This is a genomic window from Verrucomicrobiia bacterium (assembly GCA_035495615.1).
In the GTDB taxonomy this organism is placed as follows: domain Bacteria; phylum Omnitrophota; class Omnitrophia; order Omnitrophales; family Aquincolibacteriaceae; genus DATJFP01.
Map to the genome: position 1 here is coordinate 1 of DATJFP010000031.1, position 16,732 is coordinate 16,732.

The 16,732-nt window shown below is 58.4% G+C and carries 11 protein-coding genes and 1 tRNA gene; 3 read left to right on the forward strand and 9 right to left on the reverse strand.

Annotation, left to right across the window (positions count from 1 at the left end; translation table 11 throughout):
• Positions 1 to 369: 369 nt before the first annotated feature.
• Both VL688_03945 and VL688_03950 read right to left on the reverse strand, forming a co-directional pair.
• On the reverse strand, positions 370 to 744 hold the full coding sequence (locus tag VL688_03945; GenBank protein HTL47199.1) for a hypothetical protein: 375 nt from the start codon (positions 742 to 744) through the stop codon (positions 370 to 372).
• A 17-nt stretch (positions 745 to 761) separates the two neighbouring features.
• Entirely contained in the window at positions 762 to 1,613 is an 852-nt protein-coding gene (locus VL688_03950) for a mechanosensitive ion channel family protein (protein HTL47200.1), read from the reverse strand.
• Between the two features lie 145 nt (positions 1,614 to 1,758).
• Between VL688_03950 and VL688_03955 the strand changes: the two genes are divergently transcribed.
• Positions 1,759 to 4,863, forward strand: a complete 3,105-nt coding sequence (locus VL688_03955; protein ID HTL47201.1) for a UvrD-helicase domain-containing protein — start codon at positions 1,759 to 1,761, stop codon at positions 4,861 to 4,863.
• On the opposite strand, the gene VL688_03960 is transcribed toward VL688_03955, so the two are convergent.
• Genes VL688_03960 through VL688_03970 form a run of 3 tightly spaced genes read right to left on the reverse strand, consistent with a single transcriptional unit; the run spans position 4,823 to position 9,118 of the window.
• On the reverse strand, positions 4,823 to 6,013 hold the full coding sequence (locus tag VL688_03960; GenBank protein ID HTL47202.1) for a beta-galactosidase: 1,191 nt from the start codon (positions 6,011 to 6,013) through the stop codon (positions 4,823 to 4,825). The genes VL688_03955 and VL688_03960 overlap by 41 nt on opposite strands.
• A gap of 1 nt (position 6,014) precedes the next feature.
• A complete protein-coding gene (locus VL688_03965; GenBank protein HTL47203.1) occupies positions 6,015 to 7,652 on the reverse strand; it encodes a glycosyltransferase family 2 protein in 1,638 nt (545 codons plus the stop codon).
• Positions 7,649 to 9,118 (reverse strand): PEGA domain-containing protein, encoded by a 1,470-nt coding sequence (locus VL688_03970; GenBank protein ID HTL47204.1) that lies wholly within the window; start codon positions 9,116 to 9,118, stop codon positions 7,649 to 7,651. The genes VL688_03965 and VL688_03970 overlap by 4 nt, the downstream gene beginning before the upstream one ends.
• Before the next feature lie 146 nt (positions 9,119 to 9,264).
• Here VL688_03970 and VL688_03975 point away from each other — a divergent pair, with 146 nt between their 5' ends.
• Together VL688_03975 and VL688_03980 are read left to right on the forward strand one after the other, a co-directional pair.
• Positions 9,265 to 10,824 (forward strand): HTTM domain-containing protein, encoded by a 1,560-nt coding sequence (locus tag VL688_03975; GenBank protein HTL47205.1) that lies wholly within the window; start codon positions 9,265 to 9,267, stop codon positions 10,822 to 10,824.
• A 77-nt stretch (positions 10,825 to 10,901) separates the two neighbouring features.
• A complete protein-coding gene (locus tag VL688_03980) occupies positions 10,902 to 11,189 on the forward strand; it encodes a hypothetical protein (GenBank protein HTL47206.1) in 288 nt (95 codons plus the stop codon).
• A gap of 79 nt (positions 11,190 to 11,268) precedes the next feature.
• Here the strand turns inward: VL688_03980 and VL688_03985 are convergent, their stop codons facing one another.
• The 4 genes from VL688_03985 to VL688_04000 all read right to left on the reverse strand — a co-directional run.
• Positions 11,269 to 12,168: a hypothetical protein gene (locus VL688_03985; GenBank protein HTL47207.1), complete on the reverse strand. Its 900-nt coding sequence runs from the start codon at positions 12,166 to 12,168 to the stop codon at positions 11,269 to 11,271.
• A gap of 104 nt (positions 12,169 to 12,272) precedes the next feature.
• Positions 12,273 to 14,906, reverse strand: a complete 2,634-nt coding sequence (clpB, locus tag VL688_03990; GenBank protein HTL47208.1) for an ATP-dependent chaperone ClpB — start codon at positions 14,904 to 14,906, stop codon at positions 12,273 to 12,275.
• 169 nt (positions 14,907 to 15,075) lie between these two features.
• Positions 15,076 to 15,151: transfer RNA gene (locus tag VL688_03995), tRNA-Ala, on the reverse strand.
• A 56-nt stretch (positions 15,152 to 15,207) separates the two neighbouring features.
• Positions 15,208 to 16,732: hypothetical protein (locus VL688_04000; protein HTL47209.1), on the reverse strand; the 1,525-nt coding region annotated here is incomplete at its 5' end.

Consider the following 16,732-nt stretch of genomic DNA (forward strand, 5'->3'; position numbering starts at 1 on the left):
CGCGTTTGCCAACGGCCGCGCGGCAGTGAGGGACGGGGGCCTGCGCAGCGAGGCTCCGCACGAGCGTAGCAGGCGAATCCACCACTCCCCACCAGTTAAAAACCCTCACGCAAGTGAGGGTTTTTTATTTAATATGGTGGATTCGAAGATCCCGAACGCCGTAAGGATAGCGCGTTTGCCAACGGCCGCGCGGCAGTGAGGGACGGGGGCCTGCGCAGCGAGGCTCCGCACGAGCGTAGCAGGCGAATCCACCACTCCCCACCAGTAAAAACCCTCACGCGAGTGAGGGTTTTTTATTTTCCCGGGTAGAAATAAAAAAGGACAGGGTTTTTAACCCTGTCCTTTTTTATTTTTAAAACGAGATTCGAACTAAGCTAACTTGATCTTGGAAAGATCGCCGCCGGCCTTCTGGAACTGTTCGGCGTAGACGTTGTAACGCTCGGTGAGAGCGCTGACTTCGGTCGCGATCTTCGAAGCCTGATCCTTGATATCCTTGGCCTTGTCGCCGAAGAGTTCCTGCGGCGAAAGTCCCTTGAGCTTGTTCTGGACTTCCTGCATGTCGCTGGTCTTCTTCGAAATTTCCTTGGCATAGGCCTGAGCCTGCTTTTCGAGCTGGGCCTGATCCATTTTCTGCGCTTCGACGCGGACTTCATCGATGGGCTTGTTGCTGTCGGCTTTCTTGCCGCAGCCGTAAGCCGCGAGAACCAGCGCCAGGGGAAGTACGAACCACATGTTTTTTTTCATGACGATCTCCTTAGTTTTTATCGATTAAAAGATGAGGGGGAATTTTGAGGTTGTGAAAGAATACGGACTTCGCGCTGCGGGTAAGGCATTTCAATGCCCGCGGCAGCCAGGTCCTTGTGCAGCGCCAGGTTCACGGCGTACAGGGTTTGGAAATATTTGGAGGTGGGAATCCAGTAGCGCAGGCCGATGTCCAGCGAAGAATCGCCCCACTCCTGCAGTCCGACCTGAGCGGCCGGCTGCTTCACGACTTCCGGGAACCTGCCGAGTGTTTCGCGGATCACCCGGATGGCGGTTTCGGGATCGTTTTCGTATTTGATGCCGATCGTCGCTTCCACGATGCGGTTTACCGAAGAGTTGTGCAGGATCTCGCCCACGATTTGCTTGTTGGGGATCGTGATCTTGATGCCGTCCTCGTCCGTGAGAGTTGTGCAGGCCAGCTTCACTTCCTTGACGAGCCCGCTGACGCCGCAAACCGTGATCGTGTCCCCCACGACAAACGGGCGGCTCATGATGATGGAAACGCCGGCGCCGTAATTCGAGAGAGGTCCCTGAATGGCCATGCTCGCGCCGAAGCTGAGCGCGCCGAGAGCGGCGATGAAAGGCGCGATCGTGATGCCGAAATTGCCGAGCGCGATCAGGAAGACAAAGGACAGGAGCAGGACCTTGATGACGCCTGCGAGGAATTTCGAAAGCGTGATGTCGAGATTGTTCTTCTGGAAGGTCTTGAAAAGGAAGTTCGAAGCCCAGTTCGAGGCCAGGACGCCGGCCACGATGATGATGAGGGCGCCGATGATCTGGAAACTGTAGTTGACCAGAAATTCAACGGCCGTATTGATGAAGGTCTGCAAGGTCGTGAGTTTTTCTTCCATGCTATCCAACTGGAATCGGGATTGTTAAAGCGCGCCTATAATAGCCACGAGTCCCTTGGAACACAAGGGGTTTTTCTCCTTTTCCGCGGTAAGGGTTTTCGCCGGCTTTATTGACTTTTGGGCCGGATTTGGCTAGCGTAAGCCCATGCGCTTTTACGCCGACCTGCACATCCATTCGAAGTACTCCCGCGCGACAAGCCGCGACTGCGACCTGGAACACCTGACCTATTGGGGACGGAAAAAAGGCATTACCGTCATCGGAACCGGCGACTTCACCCACCCCGCCTGGATCGCCGAAATCAAAGAAAAACTCGTTCCCGCGGAACCCGGCTTTTTCCGCCTCAAAGACGATTTCGAAGACGAAATCATGAAGAAGCTGCCGCCCGTCTGCCGCGGCACCACACGCTTCATGCTCTCGGTGGAAGTCTCCACTATTTATAAGAAGGGCGACAAAACGCGCAAGGTGCACCACCTGATCTACGCGCCGACCGTGGAAAAGGCCGAGGCCATCAACCGCGCGCTGGCCCGCATCGGCAACATCCGCTCGGACGGCCGCCCCATCCTGGGCCTCGACTCCCGGCACCTTCTGGAAATCGTGCTCGAGGCCGGTGAAGATTGTTTTCTGGTTCCCGCGCATATCTGGACGCCGTGGTTTTCCGTGCTGGGCTCCAAATCCGGCTTCGACGCCGTTTCCGACTGCTACGGCGACCTGGCGCCGCATATCTTTGCCGTCGAGACCGGTCTTTCGTCCGATCCGGAAATGAACCGCCGCGTTTCCAGCCTGGATGGCTATCGCCTGATTTCCAATTCCGACGCGCATTCGCCGCAAAAACTGGGGCGCGAGGCCTGTTACTTCGATTGCGGGCTGGATTATTTTTCCCTGCGCCGCGCGCTCGAAACCGGCCAGGGCTACGGCGGCACCGTGGAATTTTTTCCCGAGGAAGGGAAATACCACATGGACGGCCACCGCGCCTGCCAGGTGCGGTTCACGCCCGAGGAAAGCCGGAAGCACAACGGCATCTGCCCGGAATGCCGGAAGCCGCTGACACTCGGCGTCATGTACCGCGTCGAAGAACTCGCCGACCGCACGGAACAGGAAACCAAGGACAAAAGCGGCGAATTCAAAAGCCTGATTCCCCTTCCGGAGATGATTGCGGAAACGCTTTCCGTGGGGCCTGCGAGCAAGGCCGTGTGCCGGGATTACGAAAATATGGTCTCGGACCTCGGCGCGGAACTGGACATCCTGAGCGACCTGCCGCTCGACCAGATCCGCAAAAAATCCTCATCGCTCATCACCGAGGCGATCGCGAGAATGCGCGACGGCCGCGTGATCCGCGAGGCCGGCTACGACGGCGAATACGGCCGCATCAAATTATTCCGCGAAGACGAATTGAAAACACACGGCGGCGCCAGCGTCCTGTTCGATGTGCCGGAAGCGCAGCCCGCCGCGCGGAAAGAAAAAACCCAACGGCCCGACACCTTCCAGATTCTTCCCACCGCGCCGAAACCGCCGAAGGCCCGCCCGTCTTCCCCGGAAGGCGGACTTGATCCCGAACAAACCGCGGCCGTGCGGGCTGTCTCCGGCCCGCTTCTCATCGTCGCGGGCCCGGGCTCCGGCAAAACGCGCGTGCTCACGCACCGCATTGCCCATCTGATCCAAAACTGCGGGGCCGCGCCCGAAGCCTGTCTCGCGCTCACCTTCAGCCGGCGCGCGGCCGGGGAAATCAAGTCGCGGCTCGAAAGCCTGCTCGGCCAAACGGGACGGCGCGTTCCGGTCATGACCTTTCACGGGCTCGGCTATAAAATCCTGGAAGAAAACCGGAGCGCGGCCGGGCTTGACCGCGGGTTCACGCTCGCGCGCGAGGAAGACCTTACATCCCTGCTCGCGGAACATCTGTCTTTAAAGGAAGCTCAGGCCTTGCGCCTTTTGCGCGAGATTTCAAAAGCGCGGCGTGAAGACAAATCAACAGATGCAGACGTGAAGGCCGGCATGGAAATCCTCGAAAAAGAAAAGGCCCTGCGCGGGCTCGTCGACTTCGACGACCTGCTCCTTTATCCCCTGCGGCTTTTTCAAGAAGATCCGGGCCTCGAAGCGCGCGCCCGCGAACAGTACCGCTGGATCCTGATCGACGAGTATCAGGACATCGATCCGCTGCAATACCGCCTGGCGCGACACCTCGCGCCGCGAAACGGCAACGTCTGCGCGATCGGCGATCCGGACCAGGCCATTTACGGGTTCCGCGGCTCGGACGTGCGTTTCTTCCTGAAGTTCGCAGAGGATTTCGAAGGCGCGGCCGAAATCCGCCTGAAGCGCAATTACCGTTCGGGCGTTTCGATCCTGTCCGCCTCGTCGCAGATGATTCTTCCCGCCTCGCTTGTGCCCGGACGCGGAGCCGAGGCGCTGCTCGACGATCCGGGAAAAGTTCTGATCCACCACGCGCCGACCGACAAGTCCGAAGCGGAATTCATCGTGGAGCAGATCGAAAAAATGATCGGCGCCCTTACCTTCTTTTCCATGGACAGCGGACGCTCCGAAGGCCAGACCGAAAAAGAGCATTCCTTTTCCGATTTCGCCGTGCTCTACCGCACGGAGCAGCAGGTCCCGCCGCTCGAAGAGGCGCTCCTGCGCTCGGGCATTCCATTCCAGCGCCGCTCGCATCGTCCGCTCCATGAAAACCCGCTGGCCGCCGCCCTGCTGTCCGCGGCCGAAGAGGAAGAAGCAACCCTGTCTCTCGGCGCAGCTCTCCGCCGAGGCGCCGGAAAAATCGCAGGGCAGGAAGCGCTCGAAGCTCTTTTTAAGGATCCGGTTTTTCTGAGGCTGGACGAGATCGCGCGCGCCTGCGGGTCGGACCGGCCGCGTTTTTTTTCGGAAGCGCGCATGGCCGCGGACGTGGACGCCTGGGACGAGCGCGCGGACGCGGTATCGCTGATGACGCTTCATGCCGCCAAAGGGCTGGAGTTTCCCGTGGTCTTCATCGCGGGCTGCGAGGAAGGCGTGCTGCCGATGAAATGGAGCGCTGAGATGCCGCGAGAGGAGCTCGCGGAAGAGCGGCGCCTTTTTTATGTGGGCATGACGCGAGCCAAAGAACGGCTTTTTCTTTCCGGGGCGGCCAAACGGCTCTGGCAGGGAAAAATCCGGGAGCAGGAACCTTCTTCGTTTCTGAAAGACATCGAGCAAAAATTGCTCGAACGCATCGAACGCCAGGCGCTCAGGAAGCCGGCGACTTCGCCTCAGCTCGATCTTCTGTAGCTTTCTTTTCCGCGACGTGCTCGGCCACATCTTTTTTCACGGCCGCGAGCGTGTTTTCTTTTTTCTCGGCCTCGGCTTTTTCTTCCTTCTCTTTATCTTCCTTGGATTTGAAAAAATCCATGACCATGTCCCACCAGTTTTCGTCCTGATGCTGCACGAGCCGGTAAAGCCAGTACTCCCCGCCCCAGAGCAGGATCGTGTGGAAACCGATCTTCTGGAACTCGGCAAAACTTTCGCGGACCGATTCGGGCCAGCCCGTAGGCGGCCGTTCCTTGCCCACATGCACGAGCTCTCCGGGTTCCCACGGCTCGGCCTGCAGCTCCATGATCCAGACTTTCTTACCGACCGCCTTGGCGCGGGCCAGAAGCTCTGAAAAATAAGAATTCCGTTCCGTGGGCGTGGTCCAGAAATAGATTTTTTTCCACGCCATCTTGTGGCCAACCGCGGGATAGACGTTGATGCCGAGAATGTCGGAAATCTCGAGGGCATCCGAGATCGGGTCGTTCTTGGCGAAAAAGCGCGCGAGAAAATTAAGGAAGCGGTTGGGGTAAGTGGCGGAGCTGACGATGATGGGGCGCTTCTTGGGATCGAGCTGGCGCACGAGCGCGATCTCTTCCTGGATGAACGCCTTGCCGATCCACCAGTAGTTCCGGCCCGCGCGGTCGAGGCCTTCGTTTTCCACCTGCCAGTATTGCACGATATCTTCGTCTTTATAGCGCTCGACCACAACGCTGACGAAATGGAGCGCCTTTTCCCGGAGGTAAGCGCTCTCCGACACGTCCTGCCCGAACTTCAGCTTGATATGCTTCAGGACCCAGTCCGGGATGTAATATTCCGGCCAGCGCGGCGCCTTCATGCCGAGCGTGAGGAGGACGGGGATGTGGCGTTTTTTCGCCTCGGCAATCTGCCAGTCCAGGTATTCGAAATCGAGGACTCCTTCGTCTTTTTCGATGCGGTTCCAGTAAGTGCCCAGCCGGATCACGTCGAAATGGAATTCGAGGAGCGCGAGGTAAGTCTCCTTCCAGTCCATGTCCAGGTATTCGCTCTGGTGGATGCTGTAGGTCGTGCCGATCTTCAGGGTTTCCTGGGCCCGCGCCGGAACGGCAGGAAAAGCGAGAATCAGCGCCAGGAAAAGGGCCGTTTTTTTCATGTCAGCGTTTTTTCTCCGTGACCCAGAATTCTTCCATGTATTTGCCGAGCATGAGCCGCGTCTGAGCGTCCAGCGCGGGCAGCGCGCTCAAAAAAATGAAAATGACCGGAAGCAGCAGCCATCCGGCCGCGAAAAATATTTTCTGGAGTACCGGGTATTTCAATTTCTTTTTCGGCAGGAGGGAAAGGCTGATGATCATGGACACGATCAGCGCAGAGGCCGAGAGATTGAAGATGATGCCCGTGATGCGCGGGGCGCTGTAATAAAGGACCGTGTGTGCGAATTCCCGGCCCGCGAAAATGGCGGGCAGCCAGCCCACGAACGAGAGGATGAAGGCCCACGTGGCCCAGGAAATGTGGCCCTCGAACATCTTGAAGGCGTAGCGGAACTTGTCGTAAAAACGGATCTTCTTCGACCGCATGAACGCGCGCATCACGATCGGAAAATTTTCCACGCCCCAGGCCCAGCGCCTTTTCTGCTTATAAACGTAGGTCACGGTCTTCCACCACGAACCCGAATCCACGACGTCCATGGACAGCGTCACGTACAGCGGCACGACGCGGTAGTCGCCGTCGAAATGGATGAACGCCTTCCAGAAAACCGACGAGTCGTCGGAGATCATGTCGACGGGCCAGTAGCCGATCTCGACCAGCGCCTTGAAGCTCATGCTGTGGCTGGAGAACGTCACAAGCTTCTCGGGATTGGTGGCCTCGATCAGCTGGAAAAAAGACGAGCCCATTTCCAGGATGCGGGCAAAGGCCGGCGCGTTCCAGATGTTGTTGTGATAGACCGGGATGGGCTGGAAGCTCGCGCGCTCGCGGTCCGGACAGACCAGGTACTGGTACGTGAGGCAGGCGAAGTACGACTTGTCCACGACCGTGTCCGCGTCGAAGCAGGACACGATGATGTTTTCGAGCGGGATCTTGCGCTCGCGGAAATAGGCCGTGATTTCTTTCGACGCGTGCGTGGTGTTCGCGCCTTTGACGCGGGCCTCGCCCGGCACGCCCTGCGGGTGGATGACGGTCCGGAAATGAAAAAAACGCATGCCGTACTGTGCCTCGAGCTCCCGCACGCCTTGTTTGACCGCGGCGGAGGCGCGGTCTTCGAGCGCGATCACGACCACGATGCGCTCCGGAGGGAACGTGCCTTCGGCGAGGCTGCGGATGCCGGGCTCCAGCACCTCTTTGGTTTCTTTGATGACCGGCATGATCACGAGCTGGAGAATGTCCTCGGAACGCGGCGGCACGCTGCCGCTCTTGCGCAGCCGGTTCAAGTTGTTGTGATGCCTCCACAGCGACACGGCGCGGTGCAGGCCTTTGCCCGCGGCCTTGCGCCAAGACCCTTGCAGGTAATTTTCCAGATCATCGATGCCGCTTACGCGGGCCATCCAATCCGTGTTCGCTTCGGCCGCCAGCCGGAAATAAGAAATCATCAGGAACAGCGTCATATAAAAAAGCCGGAACAGCCAGAACAGCACGAACGCGATGACGAAAACGGCGGCAATGACAGGCTTCAGGAAAGAGACCGCGAGAAGGCCTGCCAGAATGGCCCAGCTCGTAGCGCCGGGAAGCGTTTCAAAAAAACGCTGCAGCTTTCTTTCGCCGCCTTTAAGCCCGCGTGCGGAATAATCGAAGTTCATTCGGAGTTTTTCTCCTTGAGCACGACCTCTTCCCTTCTCTCTGGGAAAGGCAGGTTGATGACGGCTTTCTTCGGAAAAATCTCGAGCGACACGAGCTGCGCCGAGTCCTTGTCCAGGTAATACAGAGAGCCTGAGTCTTCCGAATAATAAACGTCCGTCTTGTCCTTCACGCCGGTCACCGTATGCACGACGGGCGTCTCGTAGGTTTCGGTGTCGAGCAGGCGAACCTGGCTGCCGTCCCGGAACAGCACATGCGAGCCTTCGTACACCCAGAACGCCTGCGCGATGTTGTCCCCGTCCTTGAAAATCCAGGTGAGGCGCGGTCCCTTTTCGAACATCTCGCCTCCGGCCACGCGTTCGCGCGAAAAATCCAGGATGCCGATCTTGTTTTTCTGCCAGACAAGCAGGCGCTTGCGTTTTTTGTCGTACTCGAAACCCGACACCCCGCCCGGCACCTGGCGGTAAGGCAGCCGGTTGGACAAGAGCTCGCCTTTCTCGCCGCGGAAGAGCACGGTCTGGTCGTGATAGGCCTCGATGTCGAAGAAGCCGGCATCACCGAAAAGCGATTGCGCCAGGACGGGATCGTCCAGAAGAAATTTGAGGTCCTTGCCGTTTTCGTCCGTGCGGATCACCAGGCCGTCGTTTCTCACCGCATAAATAGAATCGTCGGAAAAACCCATTCCCCGCAGGTTTTTCAGGATACCGGGTTTCACCTCGCCGTCATCGAGGTTGATGCGGTCCAGTACGCTGTCGTGATAGTTATAGAGGTAATTACGTGCCGAAGAATCCCAGGCCAGTTTTTCCGGTGCAGCGTTGAAAAAAAGCGTGAGATCTTTCGGCGCCTTGTCCGGTTTGCCGAGGTCGATGGCGAGCGTGCGGGGCCCGGCGGGCATCTGCACCTGCAGAATCACGATGTTGCCTTCCGGGAACGTATAAGCGCGCTGGAGATCGGCCGCCGCGTATTCCGAGTCGCGGGCAAACAGGCGCTTCAGTTTGTCCTCGCCGAAATCATAGACGACCAGGCCTCCGAGCTTGTCGGTACGCTGCAGCAGAATCATTTCCGTGCCGGGAATGGCCCTGAGGCCGGCGTAGGAGTCGCGCGTCAGCAGCTCCCTTTTCCATTTGGAAGGAAGCAGCAGCACGTAATCCAGCACCGAGGCCTTTTCCGCGGCGACCGGCACGGTCTGGATCCAGGGCAGATGTCCGGGAAGATCCACGCGCACCGAGTAATTGCCCGGAATGAGATCACGGATCATCACCGGGGTCTTCTGCGTGAAGCGGCTCGGGCCCAGATGCACCTGCGCGCCGGCCGGAACGGTCGACAAATAAATGAGGCCGGTTTTGATGAGCCGGTATTCGGAGCCCGGCTTGACGATGAATCCGAAAGCGTAAAGGAGCAGCAGCGGGCAGGTGACGAGGTACAATAAGAGAAAGATGTAGAAAACAATCTTGCGGAACAAAATCACAAACGCATCTCCGGATTATGCGGCCGCATGGACGCGGCCGGGCTTAAAACATAACTCATTATAAATAAATAGGTTATAGTTTACAAGCCCGCTTTTGAATCATTTCTTGCCACAAGCCGGACCGCGGCCTGCCGATAATGGGATACATGCAAACCCTTGCCCGCATCTGGGACGACTTCTGGTTCAAAGAAAGCACGGGGCGCTCCGAGGCCTGGTTCCGCGTCGGCTACAGCTTCGCGCTTCTCGGCGACCTCATCGGAATGCGCTCGAAAGTGGTCCTGCTTTTTTCCAACGAAGGCGTGCATCACGCGACGCCTCTGGACGTTTTTTATCCTCCCGCAGCCGTGCTGAATCTTCACGCCGCGTGGATCGTGATCGTGGCCCTTTTGCTGTTGGGCGTCCGGACCCGCCTCATGTCGGTGTTGAACTTTTTCCTCACGACTTATTTTTTCAGTCTGCGCGGCTATGGCGCCTCCCACGTGGCGGATTGGGCGCATCAGGCCTTTGGCTTCTGCCTGATCTGGCAGACCTCCGGCCGCTTCCTGTCCGTAGAAAAATTCTGGAAAAAAGAACGCGACGTCCGGCCCCTCACGCTGTGGCCCGTCCGCCTCACGCAAATCACGATCGGCTGCATTTATTTTACCTCCGGCATCAGCAAGGTAGCGGATCCCGGATGGCTCGCGGGAACCGCCTTCCTGGACACTTTGAGAACCGGCCACCTTTCTTATTTTGATTTGAGCTGGCTGCCGGAGCATCCGGTTTTTCACGCCATCAATTATGCCGTGATGGCTTGGGAAAGCCTTATTCCCTTTCTGTGGTTTTTTCCGCTGGCGCGGCCCTGGGCGGTCCTCACTTCCTTTTTTTTCCACGCGGGGATTTGGCTGCTCGTTCGGGTGGGATGGTTTACGGAAACCATGATCGGGTCGCTTTTCATTTTTATCGACGACTGTTTTCCGCCAAAAAACCGGACGATCGTTCCCCCGGCAGCGGAAGCGCCGCTGATTCCGCTCGTCTCCTGGGGCTGGTGTAAGCGGGCCTGCATCAATGTCTTCCTTTGCTTTCATCTTTTCGCGGTGGGAAGCGCCCAGATCGCCTATGCGGGCAAGACCTTTGATCCTTACGGCTCGTGGTGGCAATATTTCAAGGCGTATCCGCTGTCCGTGCGCGTTTACGTCAACAACGTTTGCCGGCTGGTTTATTTCAATCTGTGGCCGAGCCCCATTTTCTTCGACCCGCTGAAAATCATCAACTACCGCGCTTTCGACGCAAGCGGCCGGCCGGCTTCCATTCCTCCTTTTGACGAAAACGGGCGTTTCGTCGGCGGCCTTCGCTATGCGAAGGAAGCCCGGCTGGGGCTGCTTCTGACCCGCATGGGAAATTACGGCCTGAACGAGAAACAATGGAACGCTTTCCTGCGCCAGCTCGTGGCCTTCTACCAGAAAGAGCATTCGCATGCTTATCCGTCGCGGCTCCAGATCTACCGCGTGGAAGTCTTTCCCAAGCGCGCCGCCGAGGGCAATGCCCCGCGGACCAACATCGTGCCTTTGGCGGAGGTCAAAGTTCGCGAAACTCCCCAAGGCCCAGTCTTCAACGTGTCGCTTACCGGACCGTCTCCGGTCCTTCCTCCGGGAGAAACCTGGTACCGGCAGGGCGACCTGAGGGATTGGCTCGACAAATTGACCGCGCGTTACGGGATTGGATTTTAAAATTCTGTAGACAACCCACGGGACCTGCTTATACTTTGAAGCAAGTTCCTTCACTCAACCCAAGAAAGGATGCCCCCATGAAAAAAACTTTCGCCGCAGCTCTCATCGTGATGTTAGCCTTCACCGCAGCGCCTTCCGCATTCGCCGCCAACACGGCTGTGCAAGGAAAAATCACGGGAAAGACGGTCTGCTACGGCCTGGCTTCCTTCATTATTTGGCCCGGTATCGGCCAGTACCTGAACAACAACGAAACGAAGAAGAACGTCACGCATGCGGTTCTGGGCCTGACGGGCATTTTCCGTTTCTGGTCCGGCTGGGACGCGTTGGTTGCGCGCCAGGGCGGACGCTGGGACGGCAAGATTTAAAGAATCGAAAGCTTCTAAAAAGAAAAAACCCCGTGGGAGAAATCCCACGGGGTTTTTTTATGCCTGTTGGAACTGCTGCTTACGTCGCGGCCGGCTGGCTCTGGGCCTGGGTCTGGCTGCCATTGCCGACAGGCAGCTTGTTCTTGAGCGATCCGAACAGCGCCTTGGCTTTGTCTTCGACGACCTGGCCTTCCCCGCCGAGCTTGCCGACGAGCGCGCCGCCGGTGCCCGTGACCTTGCCTTCGAGCTGGCTGGCGACGTTGTTCGCGGCCTGGTTGGCCATGGTCATGGTATCGAAGACGTTGCTCTGGAGGAATTCCGAGTTGAGGTTCGTCAGACGGGCAATCGTCGTGTTGCGGAGCGCCTTGGCGACGATCAGCGTGACGAGCGTCTGCGGGTTCGTGATGTTCTCGTGCTGCTCGCTGATGTTGACGTCGAACGTCTGCACGATCGGATCATTTCCCACCGTATAGTCTTTATAGATGACGCGGTCGACTTTCAGGTCGACTTTGTCGATCTGCACTTTGATTCCCGGTCCCTTTTTCTGTTCCGCGGGCGCCGGAGCCTGCTCCGCCGGAGGAGGCACTTCGCCTTTTTTCGCAGCGGTCGCGGCCTTGAGATAATCCAGGTTCAGCTTGCCGTCCTTGTTCCGGATAACAAGCAGCTCCTTCAAATGGAGCCTGAGGTCCTGCAGGTGGATGTTGCCTTTCAGGATGTCGCCCAGATGATAATCCACATAAACGAGCGGGATGTCGACCATGAGCGGGTCCTGGAAACCCGGCGGGTTATGCAGCTTGATGCCGTCGATCGAGGCCAGGGTATTCTGGAAATCCGTGTTGACGGTCCCCATTTCCAGCTGAAGCCCGGTCACCTTTTCCACGCCGAATGACGCCGCGGCTTTCAGAACCTGGTTCCGGAACACGAAAACCAACCCGGCGAGGACGGCAAAAAATACGACGATTTTGAGTAATAATTTCATAAACGCTCTCTCCTGTGTGGGATGTTGTTAGGCGAGATAGTGTAAACAAGCCTTCCGTGGGGCGCAAGCGAGAAGATGGCGGGACCGCAGAATTAGGAAAAAACCTACTTTTTCCGCCCGCCAGCCGCCATAACCGAGGGCATCACAACGAGTTCCCCGCCTTCGGCGTCCAGGCGGATCGTGCTGCCGTCCTGGATCTCTCCCTGGATGAGCTGGCGGGCGATGCGGGTTTCGACTTCGCGCTGCAGGAAGCGCTTCAAAGGCCGCGCGCCGTAAACCGGATCATAGCCCTGGCCGGCGATCAATTCCTTCGCGGCTTCCGACAGTTCGATCTTAATCTTGCGTTCGGCCAGGCGCTTCTGGAGGTCCTGAACCAGAAGATCGATGATCTTTTTGATCTCGGCCAGCGACAGCGGCTTGAAGAGGACGATCTCATCCAGGCGGTTCAGAAACTCAGGGCGGAAATGCCCGCGCAGTTTGGCCAGGACGCTTCCGCGCACGCCTTCGTCGAGCGTCCCGTCTGCCTTAATGCCTTCGAGCAAATCCGGCGAACCGATGTTGCTGGTCATGATGATGACGGTGTTCTTGAAGTTGACGGTCCGGCCCTGCGCGTCGGTGAGGCGCCCGTCGTCCAACAGCTGCAGGAGGACGTTGAAGACCTCGGGATGCGCCTTTTCGATTTCGTCGAACAGGATGACGCAGTAAGGCTTTCTCCGCACGGCTTCGGTGAGCTGGCCGCCTTCTTCGTAGCCGACATAACCCGGAGGCGCGCCCACGAGGCGGGAAACCGCGTGGCGCTCCATGTATTCGCTCATGTCGATGCGCACGAGATTCTGTTCGGAATCGAACAGCGCCGCGGCAAGGGCCTTGGCGAGCTCCGTTTTTCCGACACCCGTGGGACCCAGGAAAATAAAGGAGCCTATCGGACGCCGCGGATCCTTGATGCCGGCCCGCGCACGGATTACCGCGTCCGCGACGAGCTGAACGGCTTCGTCCTGGCCGATCACACGCTGATGCAGCACCTGGTCGAGGTGCAGCAGCTTTTCCTTTTCCCCTTCCATGAGGCGCGTCACCGGAATGCCCGTCCATTTGGAAACGATCTCGCCGATCTCCTCTTCGGTCACTTCCTCGCGAAGCAGCGTGGTCCCGCCTTTCTTGGCCTGGATCTTCTCCTCTTCCTGCTTGAGCTGCTTTTCCAGGGCGGGCAGCTTGCCGTGCCGCAGCTCGGCGATCTTGTTCAAATCGTATTGGCGTTCCGCGGCTTCGATTTCCAGCCGCACTTTCTCGATCTCGCCGCGGAGTCCACGCAGCTTTTCGATGGCGCCCTTTTCGCTTTCCCACTTGAGCTTCATGGCGTTTCTTTTTTCCTGCAGGTCTTGGAGCTCCTTACGCAGGACGTAGAGTCTTTCCTTGCTTGCCGGGTCCTTTTCCTTCTTGAGGGCCGTCTCTTCGATCTCGAGCTGCATGACGCGGCGGGACACTTCGTCCAATTCTGAAGGCATGGAATCCATTTCCGTCCGGATCATGGCGCAGGCCTCGTCCACGAGGTCGATGGCTTTGTCGGGCAGAAAGCGTTCGGAGATGTAACGGTCCGACAGCACGGCCGCGGCCACAAGCGCGTTGTCCTGGATGCGCACGCCATGATGCAATTCAAAGCGCTCCCTCAGCCCTCTCAGGATGGAGATGGAATCCTCCACCGAAGGCGGGTCGACAAGCACGGGCTGGAAGCGGCGCTCGAGTGCCGCATCCTTTTCGATGTACTTGCGGTATTCGTCGAGCGTCGTGGCGCCGATGCAGTGCAATTCGCCGCGCGCCAGCATGGGTTTGAGCATGTTGCCGGCATCCATGGATCCTTCGGCTTTGCCCGCGCCCACGATCGTGTGCAGCTCGTCGATGAAAAGGATGATCTTGCCTTCGCTTTTGCGGATTTCCTGGAGCACGGCCTTCAGGCGTTCTTCGAATTCGCCGCGGTACTTCGCGCCCGCGACGAGCGCGCCGAGATCCAGCGCATAAACCAGCTTGTCTTTCAGGCCTTCCGGCACATCGCCGCGGATGATGCGCTGCGCGAGGCCTTCGACGATCGCTGTCTTGCCCACGCCCGGCTCGCCGATGAGCACAGGATTATTTTTGGTCTTCCTCGAAAGGATGCGGATGACACGCAAAATTTCCTGATCGCGGCCGATGACGGGATCGAGCTTACCCTTGCCCGCTTCGGAGACAAGCTCGCGTCCGTATTTCTGCAGGGCCTCGTAACTGGTTTCCGGGTCCGCGCTGGTCACGCGCTGGTTGCCGCGGATCGTGGTGAGCGCCTTCAGGATCTTGTCGCGCGTAAGGCCGAAGGTCTTGAAAACCTTTCCCGCAGGCGTTTTGTCGCCTTCTTCGGAGAAGGCAAGAACCAGATGCTCGACCGAAACGTATTCGTCTTTTAATTTTTCCGCTTCCTGAAGGGCCTTGTTGAAAAGCGCGTTCAGGCGAGGAGTCAGGTAAATCTTGCCGGGCTCGACGCCGGGACCGGAGACCTTGGGCTTGCGCGCCAATTCCTTTTCCGCCGCGGCTTTCACGGCCTCCGGCGAAAGCTCCAGCTTTTCGAGAATCCGGGGAAAGATGCCGTCTTCCTGGCCGGCCAGGGCGGCCAGCAGGTGTTCGCCGTCGACTTCGAGGTGCCCGAATTCTGCGGCTAGATTTTGCGCCGCATTAAGGGCTTCCTGAGATTTGAGTGTCAATTTTTGAAGGTCCATACAGTTTCTCCACCCTTTTTTCTTCAACAACCATGCCAGGCGGATCTCCCTTTTCTGCGAGAAGAAGTGAGATTCTCCAAACAATCCCCCTGAGTCAAAAAGGCACACTCTGATTCAAAAAAAAACGCCCGCAAGAGAGATTCTCCTGCGGGCGTTCCTATTATATAAATGGTGGACCGGAGGAGAGTTGAACTCCTGACCTCCACAATGCCATTGTGGCGTTCTCCCAACTGAACTACCGGCCCATAAAGACTTGGGAAGGCCCCATGATAGCGGAATACCCGTATTTTTCAAGGAGGAATTACGCGGAAGCCTGCATCAGTTCGCGGGCGGCCTGGGTTTCGGAAAGCTGCTCGAGAAAGCCGAAAACCGCTTTCAGGACACTCTCCGTGAATTCGGGGAAGATCCCGCCGGTCTTGTCTTCAAGCTGCTTTTTCAGGTATTCGACCTGCCAGACGAGTTCCGCGACGGGCACAAACTCCGAGGCGTCCAGCCGCGACATGAGATAAACCTGCTGCGAAACCATCATGCCCAGTTTATCGGCAACAGCCGCCCGGTCGTCTTCCACGGGCGTGCCCGCGAGCAGCACGTACCGCAAATCCCCCGCGAAGTTTTTGACGAGCAGCTCCAGCGGATTCCCGGCGTCGTAGGTGCGGCGCAGAATTCCGAAACGGCTGAAGGCGCGCGCATACACGGACTCGGTTCCTTTCAGGTTCGCCAGGACAAAAGCCTGCGCCGCGTAGCGGCGCACCAGGGCTTCGGCCTTTTGCGGCGGCGTGTCGCGAAGGAAGAAACCGTCAATGAAAAGCGCTTCGTTGGACGGAAGCTCGAGACTCGTGCCGGTATATTCGCGGTAAGCGGCTTCCAGGATTTTCCGGTTGGCGGGATTCAGAAGCGCTTTGGCGCGGCGCACCAGGGCTTCGGTGATGCCCAGGTCTTCCAGCGCACGTGCGTTGCCTTCGACAAGTCCCTGAACGCGGCGCATGACGCGGCTGCGCAGCCCGTCCCGCAGTCCGGCAACGTCGAGGTTCGTCTCGACGGCAAGCGTTCCCAGCCTCGCGCGCAGCGGCTCGTATCCGAAAACCGCGTCGTCGAAAATCGTATCCACGAGCGCTTCGGCCGTGGGAGATTTTCCGAGGCGGGTCTCGAGCTCTCCCAAAACCGCCTTCCGCAGCACGGCATCCAAAGCGCCGCGCATCTCATCGCGTTTCTTTTCCGCACGCGGCAGCCATACCAGGCGCGCGGTTTTTTCCGTGTCGAACTCATTCTGCCTCAGCTCGGCATGGAGAGCATCCGGCGTTCCTAAGAAACTTTGCAGGACTTGCGCAAAACCTTCCACCGGCCTCAAGGGCCGTTTGGACAATTCCGCGAGAGCCGGGCTGGGCTGCGCAAGGCGCGGCAATTCGGGAAGTTCCCCGCCCGGCGCGAGAGCAACGCGGAACCAGACGGAATTTCCCGCGGTGACTGGCTCGAAATCGTAACCCTGGGTTTTCAGGTACGTCGTGTAAAAGCGGACCGCGTCTTTGTTGGACCATGACGTATCCCACACGGCGCCGCGTGCGCCCCGCTCCTTGATTTGGCGGAAGAATTCATCCATGAGGAAAATGCCGCGCCCGGCAATGCCGTCTTTTTTCTTCGTGGTCGCGATTTCCTGAAGCCGCGCCACGCCTTCTGAAATTCCGAAGGTGACCACGCCCTGGATTTCGCCCTGCTCGCTCACGAGAACCAGGACTTCCTGGTCCGGAGTAAGCTGTTCCAGCGTTTCGAGGCCGCGCGCTTCGTCCACATCCCCATTTCCCAAGGCCTGGCTCATGACCGTGTCGAGC

Excerpts from the sequence above, each read along its gene's own strand:
- VL688_03945 (HTL47199.1), bottom strand. The coding sequence starts at position 744 with ATGAAAAAAAACATGTGGTTCGTACTTCCCCTGGCGCTGGTTCTCGCG.
- VL688_03950 (HTL47200.1), bottom strand. The coding sequence starts at position 1,613 with ATGGAAGAAAAACTCACGACCTTGCAGACCTTCATCAATACGGCCGTT.
- VL688_03955 (HTL47201.1), top strand. The coding sequence starts at position 1,759 with ATGCGCTTTTACGCCGACCTGCACATCCATTCGAAGTACTCCCGCGCG.
- VL688_03960 (HTL47202.1), bottom strand. The coding sequence starts at position 6,013 with ATGAAAAAAACGGCCCTTTTCCTGGCGCTGATTCTCGCTTTTCCTGCC.
- VL688_03965 (HTL47203.1), bottom strand. The coding sequence starts at position 7,652 with ATGAACTTCGATTATTCCGCACGCGGGCTTAAAGGCGGCGAAAGAAAG.
- VL688_03975 (HTL47205.1), top strand. The coding sequence starts at position 9,265 with ATGCAAACCCTTGCCCGCATCTGGGACGACTTCTGGTTCAAAGAAAGC.
- VL688_03980 (HTL47206.1), top strand. The coding sequence starts at position 10,902 with ATGAAAAAAACTTTCGCCGCAGCTCTCATCGTGATGTTAGCCTTCACC.
- VL688_03985 (HTL47207.1), bottom strand. The coding sequence starts at position 12,168 with ATGAAATTATTACTCAAAATCGTCGTATTTTTTGCCGTCCTCGCCGGG.
- clpB (HTL47208.1), bottom strand. The coding sequence starts at position 14,906 with ATGGACCTTCAAAAATTGACACTCAAATCTCAGGAAGCCCTTAATGCG.